This is a genomic window from Deinococcus psychrotolerans (assembly GCF_003860465.1).
GTDB classification, from domain to species: domain Bacteria; phylum Deinococcota; class Deinococci; order Deinococcales; family Deinococcaceae; genus Deinococcus; species Deinococcus psychrotolerans.
This window is the reverse complement of the sequence record NZ_CP034187.1, coordinates 48625-65394: the sequence shown is the minus strand read 5'-3', so window position 1 is coordinate 65394 and position 16770 is coordinate 48625. Positions and strand designations below refer to the sequence as shown.

At 59.1% G+C, this 16770-nt stretch carries 12 protein-coding genes; 7 read left to right on the top strand and 5 right to left on the bottom strand.

Annotated elements, in window-relative coordinates:
• Position 1 precedes the first annotated feature (1 nt).
• From EHF33_RS19970 to EHF33_RS19945, 6 genes are all read left to right on the top strand, one after another.
• Positions 2-2854, top strand: coding sequence for an AAA family ATPase (locus EHF33_RS19970; RefSeq protein ID WP_124875560.1), 2853 nt, complete (start codon positions 2-4; stop codon positions 2852-2854).
• Positions 2855-2953: 99 nt separating this feature from the next.
• Positions 2954-3250, top strand: a complete 297-nt coding sequence (locus EHF33_RS19965; protein ID WP_124875558.1) for a hypothetical protein — start codon at positions 2954-2956, stop codon at positions 3248-3250.
• A gap of 64 nt (positions 3251-3314) precedes the next feature.
• On the top strand, positions 3315-5468 hold the full coding sequence (locus EHF33_RS19960; RefSeq protein WP_124875556.1) for a HelD family protein: 2154 nt from the start codon (positions 3315-3317) through the stop codon (positions 5466-5468).
• 292 nt (positions 5469-5760) lie between these two features.
• Positions 5761-6495, top strand: coding sequence for a hypothetical protein (locus EHF33_RS19955; RefSeq protein ID WP_124875554.1), 735 nt, complete (start codon positions 5761-5763; stop codon positions 6493-6495).
• 462 nt (positions 6496-6957) lie between these two features.
• Positions 6958-7395 carry a hypothetical protein gene (locus tag EHF33_RS19950; protein ID WP_124875552.1) on the top strand — a complete coding sequence of 146 codons (438 nt, stop codon included), beginning with the start codon at positions 6958-6960 and terminating at the stop codon, positions 7393-7395.
• A gap of 95 nt (positions 7396-7490) precedes the next feature.
• Positions 7491-7760 (top strand): MerR family transcriptional regulator, encoded by a 270-nt coding sequence (locus EHF33_RS19945; protein WP_124875550.1) that lies wholly within the window; start codon positions 7491-7493, stop codon positions 7758-7760.
• Between the two features lie 374 nt (positions 7761-8134).
• Here EHF33_RS19945 and EHF33_RS19940 read toward each other — a convergent pair whose 3' ends face one another.
• A complete protein-coding gene (locus EHF33_RS19940) occupies positions 8135-9433 on the bottom strand; it encodes an McrC family protein (protein ID WP_124875548.1) in 1299 nt (432 codons plus the stop codon).
• Positions 9430-12150, bottom strand: coding sequence for an AAA family ATPase (locus EHF33_RS19935; protein ID WP_164473647.1), 2721 nt, complete (start codon positions 12148-12150; stop codon positions 9430-9432). The genes EHF33_RS19940 and EHF33_RS19935 overlap by 4 nt, the downstream gene beginning before the upstream one ends.
• Before the next feature lie 123 nt (positions 12151-12273).
• Between EHF33_RS19935 and EHF33_RS21270 the strand changes: the two genes are divergently transcribed.
• The gene (locus tag EHF33_RS21270) at positions 12274-12564 is read left to right on the top strand and encodes a hypothetical protein (protein WP_124875540.1); all 291 of its coding nucleotides are present in this window, start codon (positions 12274-12276) and stop codon (positions 12562-12564) included.
• Between the two features lie 485 nt (positions 12565-13049).
• Here the strand turns inward: EHF33_RS21270 and EHF33_RS19930 are convergent, their stop codons facing one another.
• The 3 genes from EHF33_RS19930 to EHF33_RS19920 form a co-directional block, all read right to left on the bottom strand.
• Complete coding sequence (locus EHF33_RS19930; protein WP_124875538.1) at positions 13050-13316, bottom strand: HNH endonuclease; 267 nt, start codon at positions 13314-13316, stop codon at positions 13050-13052.
• Positions 13317-13569: 253 nt separating this feature from the next.
• Entirely contained in the window at positions 13570-15630 is a 2061-nt protein-coding gene (locus EHF33_RS19925; protein ID WP_164473645.1) for a DEAD/DEAH box helicase, read from the bottom strand.
• 77 nt (positions 15631-15707) lie between these two features.
• Complete coding sequence (locus tag EHF33_RS19920; RefSeq protein ID WP_241191483.1) at positions 15708-16757, bottom strand: BREX system ATP-binding domain-containing protein; 1050 nt, start codon at positions 16755-16757, stop codon at positions 15708-15710.
• Positions 16758-16770 lie beyond the last annotated feature (13 nt).

Below are 16770 nucleotides of genomic sequence, written 5' to 3'. Positions count from 1 at the left end.
CATGCAAGCGTTTGGACCTTACGTTCAGAAACAAGTCATAGATTTTACAGAACTCGGTGAGCGCAGGTTGTTCCTGATTCATGGACCAACGGGCGCTGGAAAAACGGTTTTGCTTGACGCCATTTGCTTTGCACTTTACGGTACCCCTTCAGGTAAAGACCGGGATGGTAAGGGCCTGCGCAGTCACCACGCGGCTGAGAATCTCCGGACTGAGGTGATCTTCGATTTTGCGCTAGGCGATCAGCGATACCGCATCCAACGAACTCCTGAACAAAATATTGCTGGCAAGCAAGGCAAATCAACAAAAAAATTACACGATGTCACGTTATGGGAATTGGTAGGAAACGAAGAGACAAACCCAATTTATAAAATTACGCCTGTTGAAGAGCGGATTCAGGATCTCCTTGGAATGTCGGTCAGTCAATTCAGGCAGGTGGTGTTGCTACCGCAAGGACAGTTCCGGGAACTGCTGACCGCGTCCTCTACGGACCGAGAAAAAATTCTTGCCACGCTCTTCGAGACAGAGATTTACGAACGGGTTACGCAAAAGCTTGTTGAACTCAAAAAATCAGCTTTAAAAACCTGGGAATTCGCAAGAGAACAAAAAGATGCGGCACTGAAGCAGTGGTCAGTCATTTCTTTAAAAGACATGGAGTTCCTTGAACTGCAGGTGCGTGAGCAAAGGGAACAGCAGGCTGGCATTGAACTTCAAGCGCGGCGTCAGGCGAATCAATCCCGCGAGATGCTTCAGCAAGGCCAGCACCACGATTATCTTCTGAAGCAGCATCAAGATGCGGAGCAGCAATGGCAGGCGTTTCTTGTTGACGCTGAGGAACACAGTACACAACATCAGCACCTTGACCGGGCACGGCGCGCGGAGCAACTCCGGCATCTTTCTCGGTCGTTCGAGGATCTGAGCAAAGAAGCCGCAGATGAACGTCAGGCCCTTTCAAAAGCTGAGGTGCAACTTCAAGAGAGTGCTACCCAGCTTCAAAGGCATGAAGGTCAGCTGGGTGAACTGAGACGGACTACGGAAACCGCTCAGCATCAGCTCGAAACGTTGCAGGCAGGTGAAGACCTGATTACTGAACTGGTACGCTTAGAGCATCTCCTTGAGACGCTCCCGAAGGAAGCGGCAGCTCAAGTCAGCGAATTGACACAACAACGTCAAGGGTTGGATCAGCAAGAAGTTAAGATTTCGGCGCAGCTGATGGCCTGGCCAGAGCTGCTGCTCGAGGTTCAGCGGTTGCAGCAGTACCCACAGGCGCAGTGGTATACCGCCTTGAATCAGCGCCAAGAAATTTTACAAGACCAGTATTTGCAAGCAAAGCAGCAGCTACGACTCTCAGAAGGACAGTGGAAGGCATTTTTAGATAAGCTGGAGCAGCTTTTTCCTTCCAATGAACGACTTGCGTCGCTGCTGCCTGAATTGAACGTACGCCAAGGCACCGCGATGGCGTCGACTCAGGTGACGGCGTTTTTAGAGGGTCAACTCCAAGAAATCCATAGCGTATTATCAAGTATCCCAGCGAGACAAGCTGAAGACAAAGAGACGCTCGCCATTCTTGAAGACCGCTTAATAGCGCTGCCCAGTTTACGAGATGAACTCCTCCAAGTTCGGTTGCAGCTGGTCAACCTGCGCCAATTGGAGCGTGAATCGCTGCGCTACCAGGCTGCCGAGGAAGTCCAGTGGCAAAATCTTCAAATTCAGCACACCGAAACCAAATCTCGTTACGAAGTTTGGCAGAGTGCTTTTCCAAACTTCGTAAGTGAAAATGACCGGCCAATTCAAACAAAAAATGCACATGAAGCTTACCTCAAATTGGCGGATGAACTGCTCAGCGCAAATAACGAATATCAGAAGCTCGAGAAGCGTTGCCAAAGGGAAGAGATCGAGATGCAGCTCCGTGTACACTCGCTCAGAAAAATCCTTGAAAGACTCAAAAGTGTTCAAGAAGAGGTGACAGTTAAAATTGGAGAATCGATCTTTGATAGTCTCGAGAGTGTCAACGAATCTCTTCTAGATTCTGATGCTCTCCAGGAACTTGAACGTAGCGTCCAGATCTTTTCCCAGCAACAGAACATACTGGAAGCGAAACTTCATCAATCCTACCAGACTGCACAAGGCATCCTCAAACCTGATTTAGAGTTGTTACAAGCCGACGTAGAATTTACGGACACGCATCTACAAGAGATTATTCATTTCAGCATTGAATTAGAGCAGAAGTTGAGAAACCTAAATTATGCAAAAGATAATTTTACCAATCTCCAAGAAGAAGAAAAGAAGCTGCAAAACGAATACAATGAGATCAAGATTCTGGCCGAATGTGCTTCCGGAACCGAAACGGGAACCGACAAATTCAGCCTTCAGCGCTTCGTGCTCAGCGCTTTCCTTGATGAAGTTCTGGAGTTGGCCACAAAGCGACTCAGTGGAATGAGTCGTGGACGCTACCACCTCCAACGAATGAAAACAGCACAAAGTGGAGCGGGCGCGACCGGATTGGATATTCAGGTCTTTGACCAACATACAGGGATAGCTCGGCACGCCAAGACACTTTCGGGAGGCGAAGGTTTCCTGGCCAGTCTGAGCTTGGCCTTGAGCTTGGCTCAGGTCGTGCAGCAACGTGCTGGCGGACGCCATGTGGATACCATCTTTATTGATGAAGGATTCGGAACTCTAGATCCAGAAACACTGGACCTGGTGATGCGATGCTTGATTGATCTGCAGTCCGAGGGACATCTGATCGGCGTTATCTCTCACGTTGCGGAAATGAAAGAACGCATTGATGCACGTTTGGAGATCCGGCACTCAACATCGGCGAAAGGAAGTGAGGCTTACTTCCATGTGGTGTAGCACTCGAACTAGCTGCGGACGATTTCGGTTCGGAGCTATCCAGCCTGCAACTCATGATCACATCCAAGGAGCGATAGCCTGTTTGACGTTCTTCGTCCTGTGATCAACCTCAATGACCGCCGCACCGGCGTATTGAACAGCTCGAAAACACATGGGCGGCTTCCCAGTTCGCCGGACGTCCGCAAAAAACGTTTGAGCCAGTTTATGCAATCTCAGCTTCCGGAACACCTGCTGATTCATCTGGTCATCCCGTCGCTGGTTGACGGCGATCTCGAATCCAAATCTATGCATGCTGGTCAGATTTGGTTCCAGTCGATCTATCCAGTGACGGTCTATGGCGTTCAGGTCTATCCAGGAAATCCGCGCCTCACTGGGGCGCTCGACCCGCCATGCTAGGTCTGCTGCGCTCCCAAACCGGGCCCCCTCACTTTGCCCCTCGCTCATCAAGGAAAATGGGCGCATGACTCAACTTGCCGCGCCGCCCATCCACCACCCTGATTTCGAAGCGGAAGCGGCCCACCTGTCGGGCACCGTCAGCGCCATGCTCCAGCAAATCGACGCCTGGGAAGACCGCTCCCGGACCAACGGCGCAGATCTCGAAACGAGCCTGGTCATGCAGGACACCGCCGAAGAGCATGCCGCCACGCTCAGCCCCCACGTCCACAAGCCGTACTTCGGGGCGCTGATGGTGCGGATCGCGGGGAAGACGCAGCCGTTGTACGTTGGGAATCACGCCTTCAAAGACCTTAAAGGGCCGCATTCGGTTCTTTCCTGGGAATCCGAGGTCGGCGGCCTCTTCTACGCGCAGACGTTGCCTTGGCAGACGCCGCGTGGCCTGAGTGGAACGGTCCTCAGGCGGCGGCAACTGGACGTGCAGGACAAGACGCTGCACGGCGTCACCGACCTGTATGACGCAGAGACAGGCGAGACTGGGGGCCGCGAGGCGGTCTTGCTCAAGCGGCTGTCCGAGGCGGCCACGGCAGGCATGCGGAATGTCGTCGAGACGTTGCAGCCGGAACAAAACGAGATTCTCCGCGCCAGCGCAGGCGTGCATCTGTGCATCCAGGGACCGGCGGGCAGTGGGAAAACGACCATGCTCTATCACCGGCTGGCGTGGCTGCTCCACCCGGAACGCCGCGAACACCGCGCCCGTCCTGAGGCCTGTATGGTCTTGATGCCCAATCAGGTGCTGGCACGGTACTCCGCCCGGATTCTACCGAGCCTGCATCTGGAAGGTGTCACCGTCACGACGCCCGAAGCGTGGGCAACCTCCTTCCTGGGGTTGGAGAAGCTGGAGATCGTTGACCGTACCCTGACGCTGCTCCTGACTGATGCCAGCAAAGCCCGCAGGAAAGCAGCGTGGCGCAAAGCCAGGGCGCTCGGTGATCTGAGCATGCTGCGGGTCGTCCGGCAATACCTGCATCAGCGCATCAGGGCAAACATTGCCAGCTTGAAATACCTTGCTGACGTGAGCTTGCCGGGAGGGAGCAAGGCGACATTGACGCTGGACACGCCCGCCTTGCAAGCGCTGGTCGAGACGGTGCTGGCCCGCGATCCGCTGGAAGGACTGCGGATCGCAGTCCGTCATCAGATTGAGGAAGCACTCCTCGCGCAAGTTCGGCTGGACGAAGACGAACTGGCGACTGTACGGCGGCAACTCCGTGCGGACATCACGCAACTCACCGGCAAGGTCGTGACGGGCCTGCTGCCGGTGCTGAGTGCCCGCCAGTTGCTGAGTGACGAGGCGACGCTGCGCCGGGCGGCAACTGGGATACTGCCGGAGCGGACTCTTCAGGTGCTACTGAGTGACCCGCTGGCGGCGGTGGCCCGGCCCCGGCGGTCCTACGCGGACGTGACGGAATTGCCGGTCATGCTGGCAATGGCGGCGCTGCTGGACGGCCTGGGCAGGCGGGTGGGCCGTGAGCTGGAGCTTTACGACCATTTGGCGCTGGATGAAGCGCAGGACTACTCGCCGCTGCTGTACGCCCTGCTGATCCGCGCGACCCGCAAAGGCCACATCACCGCGCTGGGTGACAAGAATCAAGGCATTCACGGGTATAAGGGCGTGGCGGACTTCGGGGAGATGCAGGCGGCATTGGGGTCAGCGAGGCTGATGACGTTGTCCAGGACGTACCGCTCAACCCGGCAGATCACGGAATTGTCGTCGAAGGTCGCGCAGACTTACAACCGCACTGGAGCGGTGGTGGGCGTAGACCGGGACGGGGAAGCGGTGCTTCGCCTGACCGGAGACACGGTGGCAGCACTGTGCGCCCAGGCAGTGAAGGCTATGCAGCAGGCGGGGCACGTGAATATCGCGGTGGTGACGCGGCGGGTGAGCGATGCCGAGCAACTCGCTGCGGACTTGCAGTGCCACGATGTGGACGCGCAGGCGATTGTCAATGAGCAGGCGCGGTATCAGGGTCAGGTGGTGGTGATGCCGGTGAATCTGGCCAAGGGGCTGGAGTTCGACGGCTGCATCGTCGCTGGGGCGGATGCGGCGCATTACGACCCAGCGGTGGAGTATGAGGCCCGATTGCTGTACGTGAGTACGTCGCGTGGGATGCATGCGCTGGCGGTCGTGGCTGAGGAAGAACTGCACCCGTTGTTGAGTTGAAATTGAGGAGACAAGGGAGTGGCCGAAGTGCTGGCAGTACAGCCGGGAGCTGGGGCTACGTGACCTCTCTCAATTCTTGCTGCCCAAACGGCTCAAGCACACGGACATCTTGTACAAGAAACAACCCGCTCAGTCCACCCGTCAGATGTGCATTATCACCCACCCGTAAGTGGATCCCACCGGGTACCTTGCGCTTCGACCCACCCGGTGGGGTAAGCCGTGTGGCGGATGACGCGGCTTCACGCTGAGCGTTATGGTGCGCTTCCGCTTCCGTTCAAAAGCCGGAGACTGCATGACCAAACGTGACCGCCCTACCCGCACGTCCACTGCCCGCCCCGCGCCAGATCGCCGTGACTCGGTCCGCGATGGCAGCGTTCAGCGCATGAGCCTGACGCACGCCCTCAAGGAACTCAAACTGCTGGAACACAAGATCGGCACGCGGCTCGGCGAGGTGCAGGCGGTCCGGGTGCGCCCGCCCACTCAGAGTCAGCCGGGTGGGCTGAGCGAGGCCGCCTTCGCTGAGCGGGCCCGCTCAGCGTTCACTTCGCTGCGGGCACTCAGTGTGCGCCGCAGCCAGATCAAGGCCGCTCTGGTGCAGGCCAACGCCACCACCTCAGTGGAAATCGCGGGCGAAACGATGACCCTGGCCGCCGCCGTGGAGCGCAAGCGGGCCGAAACTCTGGGCAAGAGCAGCGATCAGCAGCTCCTGAATCTACTCGGCGAGCAGTACGGTCAGGCCGTACGGGAGCAGACCAGTCTGCGCTTCAAACTCGAGGGTCAGTTGCAGGTGCAGCTTCAGAGTCTGCTCGGCAATGACGCAGGTCGGAGTGAAAACGCCGGACTGGACGCTGACAGTCTCACCACACTGTTCTGGAGCCGTCACGAACCCGTCATCGACGATCCGCTGGATCTGGCGACCCAGTTGCTTGAGCTGCGCGATCAGGCTGCTGAGTTCGCCTCGAGCGTGGACCGGATCATTGACGAGCGCAATGCCACGACCTTCATCGAGGTGCCAGCCAGCGTGTAATCTGAACGGCGTTGCCGTCCGCGCGAAGACGCTGCGAAACAGCTCCCCCGGACTCCGGGTGTTGAACCCTCCTGAAACGTTTACCGCGCTGCGGCGCGGACCACGGAAGGACTCAGTGCTAAGGCTTGAGGACTGAGGGATGAAGGATCAGGTCTGAGTTTCAGCAGGCCGCAGGGTAAAGGCGTGAGGACTTGTCCGAATCCTGGACTTTTGAGGTTTTCCCTCCGGGGACGAGGCTTGGAGCGCCTCGGCAGGGTCACCGCCAGGCTGCGAGGCCGGCAACACCAGACAAGAGCGGGCACCGTGGGTTTGAAGGGTGCCCGCTCAATTTGATGCGGATAAGCGCAGCACAAAAGGATATGCACTTTCACCTCTGCTGAGTCATCAGTGCCACACACCAATCATGACGTTTCGGCCCATTCCCCTTTCCCCTTTCTCTGTCAACAGCTTCAGGAGACGTCCATGGATGACTTGCTGCCTTACAGCCCCGAAACGCATGTGCTCTGGAACAGCTACGCCACCGCCGCGATGGCCTTCCTGATCGAAGAGGGGCTGGAGCCCTGGTTAGACGAGGAAGCCGACGTGTTGTTCAGGCATGAGGATGAACTGTACCTGCTGGCCACCCACACAGCGGATGCCAAAGCGTTTCAGTTGGTGCATCTGCCACTCTTCTTCATTCCAGGCAACCTGTCCCGGTTGCTGGTGCATGAAGCGGTTGCTTACGCCCAGCAGCAGGTCCGGGTGGGCCGTCTGATCGTTCTCGAAGCGCACGTCAATATCGAGGTGACGCACCTGCTGCCCAACCAGGACGCCTGGCGCAGCGTGTTCTGGAAAAGCCTGGACGCGCTCGTGGCACTGCGCCGGGCATTCCAAAGCCGGTTGGAAGTGGCAGCGAACTGAGAGGACGCACTCTCTTCCGCCGCGCTCGGAGGTGCACCGCTGGTGAAACACGGGAGACAGCGAAGGGCGGGGAAGACCCGCTCTCCTCTGCCTGCATGTTGGGGATTTCGCAGGACTGGGAAGGCGGCATTGAGGATTTCGTTGAGGAAGCCAATCAGCGGCTGGCTGAGGTGTTGCCGCTCGACCGGGCTTCACGTCCCAAGGACGAGGTCAACGCCCGGCTGGTGCGGCATTACACCACCGAGGGGTTGCTGCCCGCGCCGCGCCGCGAGGGCCGCGAGGCCCGGTATGGACGCCTGCATGGTCGGATTCATCTGCCGGTTCCCCGTATACATGAGCACAGCATGGCACGCTTGCTGAGCTGATAGCCCGAAAGTTGACGGCCTATTCCCTAAAGGAGAGCCGTTCGGCGACCGGGTTAAACCGTTGTCACGAATTCGCCAGCAGGATCCGGTTCTTTCTGTGATATAGAGGCAAGCCTGCGTGAATTAGTATTTTTGAGCTTGACGGATACAGTGTCGCTCTCCTGCTTCTTATTGAGGCCGGTGCGGTCGGCAACGGTAGCGATAAGAGCAGCGGAATCACCGCTTTTTGCTGTCTTTGTCGAGGGACAAGAGGGAATTAACAGTTTCCTCCGTCTAGGAAAGCCTCAAACCAAAGTTGTCAAAGACTGAGCTGGGAATAGCTCTAGCATTCTTGGCGCTGGGATGCTTTGCCAACTGATTAACACTCACAGACGTCAGTGCGATGGATGAAGTGCGGCGAGTCCACTTGACATGTCTGCTTCCAAGTCAAACGGGACAGCCGTTGCGCTGAGGCCGTCGGTGAATATGAAGGGATCGAGCTTCTTTGGGAACATCGCCGTTTTCGGATAGATCAGCCAGATCTCCCCCTTCCCAGCCAGGTATTTCTGACCGTAGGCGAACATCTGGTAGAGATCAGCCATGTCGACGCCACCCCGCGGCCCTGCCGACGCATTGAGGCGCTTCCATTTGGTGTCTGCCAGCACTTCCTTTCCGTCCGGCAGGGTCAACCGCAGATCCGGTTTGAGCAGATACACCTTCCGGCCACGCTGACACGCCAGATGGTGTTCTGCCAGTTGCGTCTCCACCTTCAAGTATTGTCTGTTGCCCTGCGCGTCGACACACTCCCGCAGAACCTGTGCCACGTAAGCTTCAAAGACGTCGGCCATCGGGAAGAGGAGGGAATGCACGTGCGCCTTCCCCTGGGCTGTCAAGGGGGACTGACCCCGGAGAACCAGCTCCACCAGTGGGCGCACATCGGTGTACTGCCGGTAACTGCGGTCACGGTGCCAGATCCGCAGGTCTTGCAGCGGTTCACGGGAAACGGGGACATCCTCAAACGCCATTCGCAGCCGCGTGTGCAGCCGGAGATTTGCGGGCGCACGCAGCAGAGGCCGGATCACTTCCAAGGCAGCACGAATGGCGCGGTTTTCTGGACGATCCAGCAAGAACTCGTCGGCCACGACTGCTAGCATGGACGGGCGAGAGAGTTGCAGCGGCAGATGTCGGGGAAGATCCAAACGCCCGCGGAGGGCTGGAAGTTCCTGCGGCTGCTCCAGGTACGTCCGCGCAATGCCCTGCCGGACTAGCCGCGCCACAGCCGTCAGGAACTGTGAAGCGAAGAATTCCATGAGTGGCAATTTAGACGCGTCGAGATCAGCCGCGCGCCATTCACGCGAGGTGAAGCCCAGCAGCGCACTCAGCATCCGGATAAACAGCTGCCGCGTCCGAGCTACGTCTGAATCGTCCTCGAGCACCTTCGGGAGCACCTCGATCTGGGTGCCGTCCGGCGTCTGGAGAACCCCCACCCAGGACGACAGCTTCAGCACTTCCTTTCCCCCCTGCACACCAGCCGTCAGGACAGACTGTGCGTCATTCCCAGGCTCCAGCAGCAGTCCCCGGAGAGAGGCGAAAGCCCGTGCTGGCACTTCCGCCCGCAGGGGATTCCCGTCAATAAGACGCGCCGTATGGCCCTGCACGAGGGTGGCGTACTCGCGCACAACCAGCAGCGTCATGGCGCTGGCGTCACTGACACGTCAAAGGGAAAGGTCAGGGAGCCTTTATAGATACCCGTGAACGCCCCTACGCGGGCCAGCGCCGCCTCCTGCACACGGTACACCTCGCCGGGAGTATCCCAGTTTTCCAGCCACGCCCCAGCGTCTTCCGGCACGATGAGTTGATCTTCTTGAGGTTTGGCCACGTCGTTCAGGACGGCCCGGATCTGCCCCCAGTCGTCAAAGAAGTACTCCTCGAGCAGCGGCAGCACTTTCAGCCGGAACACCCTCGCCACATCCGTGACGGTGGCACTCTTCTCAAGATGGGTGAAATAAGCATGCCCGATGGTGTAATCCCGTCCCTGCAACAGGGTGAGGCGACGGTTCATGGCGTACAGGACCCGCCGCAGGTCGATGCCGTCAGCCGTGACCACCAGGGATTCAGGCCGCGGGAACATCTCCACGAACTCGAAGCGGCGACGCAGGGCGGAGTCCAGCCGGGCGAGACTCTGGTCCGCCGTGTTCATGGTGCCAATCACGTATACATTTGAGGGCAGCGCAAAGGGCTTCTTGCTGTAAGGCAGTTCGACCGTCGTCGCTTCCTCCCGGCCCAGGCGCTTGGAAGGCTCAAGCAAGGTAATGAGTTCTCCAAAGATCTTGGCGACATTTCCCCGGTTGATCTCGTCGATGATCAAGACGTGCGCTTGGGGCAGCTCGGTGGTCATCATGGCCGATTTCAGAACCCCTGCGCGCTCCAGGAAGGCCATCACCTCCGGCACGTGCAGATCCAGGTGATACACCGAAATCTGGGAGAAATTGCGTCCGATGAACTCCTTGACCGGCAGACTCAGGCTACTCTCCATCCACGTCACTGCGCGAACGTTGCGGTAGTCCGCTTTCACACCTTGCGGCACCTGCTCTTCATACCGGTAGTCGCCGGTGACGATGCCGACCGCCTGGACGTGCGTGTGCGGAGCGGACATCAGGAGCAGGTCACCCACCTCCATACCCTCGTAAAATGCCTTGGGTGCGCCGCTGAGCGTCACAGCTTCGTCAAAGCGGCCGACCTGTTCGTAACCGATCCTGGCCTCACCGTGCTTGAGGCAGTACTCGCGCGTCGAGCTGGATCCGGCTGTTCCGTCCAGGCTGATCTTCCAGACCTGACCGTCCGGGTTGAGGTCAGAAAACGCGCCACTGAGCACTGGGGCGGAGGCGCGCTCGACCAGGCGCTTGAGGATCCCCGGCACCAGGGCGTACGTGACGCCCCCACTACCGTCCGGCGCAGGCACCGGCTTGATGCCTTCAATGAAATCCTCGTAAGCGTAATTCTGGTGGAAGGTCGTGAACACCGCCCGCCCCTCCGCCTGCAACTGGGTCAGGCGGTCTTGGAGTTCTTGCCGGGTACGCTCACCGCTGAGAAAATCCGGATCCAGCCGCTCCAGGGCCAAGCGCGCGACCGAGTACGTCTTCCCGGTTCCCGGCGGGCCATACAGGATCACATTCAGAGGATGTAATGGCTGAGGTTGTACTGTCAGAGGCACAACCGGCTGCACTTCAATAGCATCGTCATTTTCCATGTCCCTCACCACTTCGTCAATTGCTGCGGCAAGGCCGTCGAGGTACCCGATCACCGCTGCCATGGTGTCCGGATATTCGGCTGAGATTAGCGCTTCAGCGGGCACCCTCACCAGTACCTCGAGCTTGCGAGGCTTCCCAACACTGACGGCATACGTGTGCAGTGCCTTTTCAAGTTCTGGATCGGCACGGCCCGTAAGCGTAAAATCTGGGCCAGACCACACCTCTTTGACGATGGTCAGTTGGGGCGACGTCGGTAGATCGTACACAGCCCTCAATGCGCTTAAAACCCGTTCCATTGCAGCTGGTTTTTGCAGAGCCAAGCGCACCGTATCCCGTCCCATGGAATCCACACCGTGGGCCAACCCGAACAATGCCATGAGTGTGTTTGCCTGCGTTTCGCTGTCGCTTTCGACTGAGATGACAAGGTTTCCAAAGTACAGTCCCTTGCCGCCCGACCGTGACCGGTCTTGGAAGGCGACCCTCACCGCAAAGATCTTCCCGCCTGTATACCGGGTATCCTCTCTGACCACTAAAGCTTTGGGTTGGCTCTGCCGCACCGTGGCTTTGAGGAGAGAGCCGAAGCGGTTGTGCAGCTTCGCCTGAGTCTGCTGCATGAACGGTTTGGCCGCTTGCACGTCACCGAGGTCGGTGAGCCGGCTGAACTCGGCGCGGGATGAGGCAGTCGTCTCTTGCAGTTCCTGAAGAGGAAAGCGGTCAGGGGGAAGAACAGGGCCCCCACTCACCCAGGCAGCATGCGACAGCGCCGTGAATGACGGAGCAAAAGTGCGTGCCCGCTCGATGGTTGCCTGGTAGGTCTCGAGGGAAACGATCTCGGCAGCGTCCGGGAAGCCCAGTTCGCTGAGGTAAGCGACGTTCTTGCTATTTAGAGCAAGGTAAAGGTCAGCATTTATCCAGAACAGCCCCATGGTGAGTTTTGAGAGACCGACGTTTCCGATCTCCAGTGCCCTGTTGAACGTATCAGGCTGTAGCGTCCCTGCCACCGCTTCATGCGTCAGACGCCAGAGAATTGGAATGTCATCTGGCTGACGGGTACTCCGGTACGGGAACAGAAGTGGGCTGCGGGGATCGCTTGTGGGGAGACCCGTAAAATCAGACGGCGTTTGCGCGACCAGACTGAGCTTTTCACGGATGTTCTTCAAGATTTGAACGAGTCTTTCTGTGTTTTTGTGTTTGCAGATCAGAGACAGTGCACTGAGTGGGTCAATCTCGCTCAGTAGTGCGCCCCCATCGTCCGGCACGTTTACCCCTGCGTCTTGGAGAAGTTGGACGATCTCTGGCTGCCTGTCCTCGAAATCGAGGAGGCGTACAGAAAGTTCGTGCAGGAACGGTTGCCAATTCGGAGTAATTTCCTCTCCCATCACTGGTACCCGGCCTTTGCGCTGCCCCGACCGCTGACGCTGGAAGAAGGGTTGAGTGTCCGCCGCCTTCCCCATCCGATCACGGTGGCACCTACCGTCGGGGCCACAATGACCATGACAGCAGGTGAAGATCTGCCGCACGACACAGCCTCATTCAAGAGGGAGTTGCCCGAGGGCACATTCATCGCCAATTGACCTTGCGTGATCAAGCACCTTCGGAGCGATTTGTGCCTTGGTGCGACAGCCCGCATAAATGACGGCGACACTCTCCTATCAGAACAGTAAAGGTTCCACTGCTGCGCTGTGCCTTGACCATCGCGCTGACGACAATTAGCAAAACCCCTTGAAACGAATCCTTGGCTTGTCATGACAACATTAGACCTGAAAGGCAAGTCATCTGGTGACGTGATGGAAGTCTGTAGACGAGTTAGTATGCTCAACGTGCAGATCGAACTTTTCTCAAGCGTTATGGACGTCGACGGCTTCGATCTAGATAACGCGCTCCTGTCGGCGGAAGCTGTTGACCTTGTCTACCGCCTGGTTCAACAGCGACTCCAGGTCTAGAGATGAGTTCTCGTGATGAAGCATGATGGACCAACGCTGAAGATTTTCGCCGCGCTGCCGGATCACCATGGTGCCGGCAGCCGCGCACCCGAAGTGCAAGTTGACGGCCCGCCATTTCAGATCGTTTGAATCTGGCACGTTCCCGGAGAAAGCACGGAGAAGCACCGGCTTGGGGCCAGCTCCAGCCCCTGGGGCCCTGTCATTACTACCGTTTCTTTGGTCCGGTTGCAGTCGCCGCACAGTAATTGCAGGTTCTCGATATCGTGCATGCCGCCGAGGTAGAACGGCTGGATGTGATCGATCTGAAGACCGCTATCTTCCCGTTGACAGCACAGACATCGGGGGTCTCGATGGCGGACGGCCGCCCTAATCTCGCTCCGCACTTCCGGTGAGAGGAGAAGCTCCCCTGAGCGCCCGAGTTCCGGGGAGACCGGTTCGCCTAGGCATATTCCGTTCTCAAGACCTGGTTGATCTGTACCATTCCCAGGCACTGGTCGAAGCCAGCTTTCCGGCCAGCGCGTCCACGTCACAGGTTCCGCACTTTGAAGACCGTCAGAGTCAGCCAGACGCCGTTCAACACAGCGTGCCTCAGTACCGCCAGCAGATCCTGATTCAGCTGGGTCAGCACTTTAATGCTCACTGGAGGGGCAACACCGTGGATCGAGGCGGCAAGGTTTTCACAACTTCCAGCATTCCACTCCAGTCTGCCAGAGCATCCAAAGTGACCTGCCGCGCGAGGTCAGCTGGCAAGTGGGCCTGGTACTTGCTGAGGCGCGGAACCCGTAAACGCTGCAAGATGGCCTGTTGATCCTCAGACGCACTCCAGTTGCCATACAACAGGTCGAGGGCCCCCATCAGCGACGTTGGCTCATTGCCCCGGAGCGTCACAACGTACGCGTCACTTTGTACTGCGCCAAAAGGCTTCAGTGCGGCTTGCAACGTGGTGTTAATGCGAGTGCCAGCGTAGGTGTGCAGGGTCAAGGTGTTGCCCCGCCACTGGACAGGCAAAAGACTTCCTGCCAACCAAGTGTGCTGAGACTGCATCTCTTCCAGGAGCTGCCGCGCTGCAGCATCGAGGCCGTCTGGGTGAGGATGGCCGAGCAGCAGTTCTCGGTGCCGCCAGGCCAGGGCCCGTTCCATCTGGCGTGGGAGGCCTCCCGCCCACTTAGGCGGGCGACCTGACGTATCAGGCTGCACCAGCACGACAGCTGACCGGTCTTGCAGGGCCTGCACTTGCCAAGCCCGGGCGCCGAGCAGCAACACCGGACGCTGACCGGCCTCAAGCTCGGTTCTTAATTCCTCAACGAAGTTGAGCTCGATTTGCCCGACTTCAAAGCGGTCCGCGCGGTTGACCAGCGTATAGGAAGAAGGGCTCTCGAAGGTCGCAATCAGATCCGAGAGGTGCCGCCGGCCGAATACCGCCTCTCCACGGTCACCCAGAGCCAGCTGCCCACCCGCCTGAGCCAAGATATCGTTGGTGAGGAGATGAGCCAGAAGTCTTCGGTACTCGGCTTCTGGAATCTGCGAAAATGCTGGACTGGGGCTGAGCGCCTTCCAGAGGGTGACCGGTGTGTGGCCGCGGGCAGACAGAACTTCTGAGAGCATCTGCTGCAGCAGGATGTGATAGGCCCGCCGGCGGGGACGCACCGACTCCACCCAACCGTCCTGGGCCAAACTCAGCTGCGCGGCCACCGTTAGGAGTTCGCGGTCACTCTGGGGATACAGGGTTGTGTGCTGCGGCCACCCGGCGCGGCGGCCACTGCGACCCCAGCGCTGGAGCAGGCTCGACACGGAGCCGGGCGCGCCCCACTGCAGCACGTCGTCTAAGTCTCCAATGTCCACGCCCAGTTCCATGGCACTGGTGCAAGTCAAGCAGGCCCGGGGATAGCTGTTCCCGCTCATGGCGTCCTCCGCGTGCTGCCGGGCGTCCCGGCTGATGGCCGAGTGATAGGTTCCGATAAAATCGAGCTTTGCCGTCCGGTGTAATTGGTCGGCCAGCATCTCGGCATCGGCCCGGCTCTCGGTAAAGGCCAGGGTCTTGCCCGCCTGGGTGCGTCTGCGCAGGTCAGTCATCACCTCCGGTTGCCCGGGGCCGATCACCACTGCCTGCCGCTTGGGTGCACCTCCACCGGCCCGCACCACCTGGCCCGGCCGCCTACTGCTCCCACGCATCCAGCGTCCAATCTCCGCCGGGTTTGCCACCGTCGCACTCAGGCCGATACGTTGGATGTCCTCACTGCTGACCTGCGCCAGGCGTTCAATCAACGAGATCAACTGCGCCCCACGGTCATTGTCCGAGAAGCTGTGCACTTCATCAATGATTGTCAGTCTCAAGTGCGCGAATAGCGTGCGAACCGGCTGACCGTGGATGAACATCGCCTCCAAGCTCTCGGGGGTGGTGAGCAGCACTTCGGCCGGCTCGTCACGAAACGCCTGGCGCGCGGAAGCGTTCACACCGCCATGCCACTTGAATGCATGCATCCCAAGCAAACCGGCCAGGCGTTCGACCCGGGCTTCCTGGTTGTTCAGAAGGGCGATCAGAGGGCTGACGTAGAGTAGGCGCACGCCGGGCTTCCGCTCACGGTGCAGCAATTCCAGCGCTGGAAGAAAAGCCGCCTCGGTCTTGCCTCCCGCCGTCGGTGCCAGAATCACCGCGTTCGTCCCAGCCAAGACGACGGGAATACTGGCCTGCTGCACTGGCCGCAGGCCCTGCCATCGCAGAGTATCGACCAGTCCTCCCCGGAGCCGGGGACTCAGCTGTTCCAAAGCTGTCATCAGAACAGGTCTTCGTCGTCCACCAACACGGGGACTTCCGCTTCCTGAGGGGTAAGGATGGCTGGATCCAGGGCGTAACTGTACTCATGCAGCGGGCTAAAGTCCGGGTAGTCGCGGGTGCGGTCCAGGACGCTGATAAACTCGCGGATGGCCACGCGCGGCGAGCGGCTACCCAGTCGCTGGGTCCAGCCTTCAGCAAGTGAGGCAGCGAACCCTACTGGCAAGCGGGCTTCTTGTTCACAGGCCACCGACCACAGCTGCTCAAGCCGGGCCATCACGTTGGTCAGCTGCGCTTGACTGAAGACCGGGAGCGGCAATTGGGGTCCCCGCAGGTTCGGGTGCTGGGTCTGCTGGGTTGGGTCACCCAGCCGCTGATCTAAAGGGGGTAACTCGCTGATGCCGCGCCGGTCGTCGTAGACCTCAGGGGTTCCAGCCAACACCAGATATAGTCCAGGAATTCCCCGGCCCAGGGCGTCGAGGAGATCGCGCAAGTTGGCCCAGGCCCGCTGACGCAGGTCCCGCCTCAGGTGACGCATCTCGTCGAGCTCATCCAGGATGATCAAGAGGCCCGGGCGTTTGAGCTGACGCAGCATACGGGTCAGCTCGCGTAAATACGCCAGTGTATCGCTCGCCTGCACCTGCCCGCGGACGCCCAACAGCTGCCGGGTGGAGGCGTGGGGGTCGGCCATCAACCAGCCGAGCACGTCGCGCTTGAGGGCGTGATTGCCCTTCATATGCGCCTGATGGTACGTCTTGAGAGCAGCGCTGTACGAGGGGCGCTCGCGGGCCACCTCCCCCAGCAAGACCTCGATGCGCTGCCCAACCGCCTCGCGTACCGCCGTTTCCAGATGCTCGGGAATGCCCTGCACCTCCGTAACGTATTCCTCAGCGCTGCTGATCCAACGGTCCAAGATGGTGCCGAGGGCATTGCCCTCGGTGCCCCGGAGCTGCACTTGCTGCATGATGCCCTGATAGAGCCGCTCAAGCAGGTGAAGGGAAGCCTTATCCCGGTTCATCGAAACCTGACTGACTGCAAATCCCCGCTGCAATGCCTCCTCAGCC

What these genes read in the sequence shown, in the direction of transcription:
- EHF33_RS19950 (WP_124875552.1), top strand. Translation starts at nt 6,958, where the DNA reads ATGGATGACTTGCTGCCTTACAGCCCCGAAACGCATGTGCTCTGGAAC.
- EHF33_RS19955 (WP_124875554.1), top strand. Translation starts at nt 5,761, where the DNA reads ATGACCAAACGTGACCGCCCTACCCGCACGTCCACTGCCCGCCCCGCG.
- EHF33_RS19960 (WP_124875556.1), top strand. Translation starts at nt 3,315, where the DNA reads ATGACTCAACTTGCCGCGCCGCCCATCCACCACCCTGATTTCGAAGCG.
- EHF33_RS19945 (WP_124875550.1), top strand. Translation starts at nt 7,491, where the DNA reads ATGTTGGGGATTTCGCAGGACTGGGAAGGCGGCATTGAGGATTTCGTT.
- EHF33_RS19940 (WP_124875548.1), bottom strand. Translation starts at nt 9,433, where the DNA reads ATGACGCTGCTGGTTGTGCGCGAGTACGCCACCCTCGTGCAGGGCCAT.
- EHF33_RS19970 (WP_124875560.1), top strand. Translation starts at nt 2, where the DNA reads ATGCAAGCGTTTGGACCTTACGTTCAGAAACAAGTCATAGATTTTACA.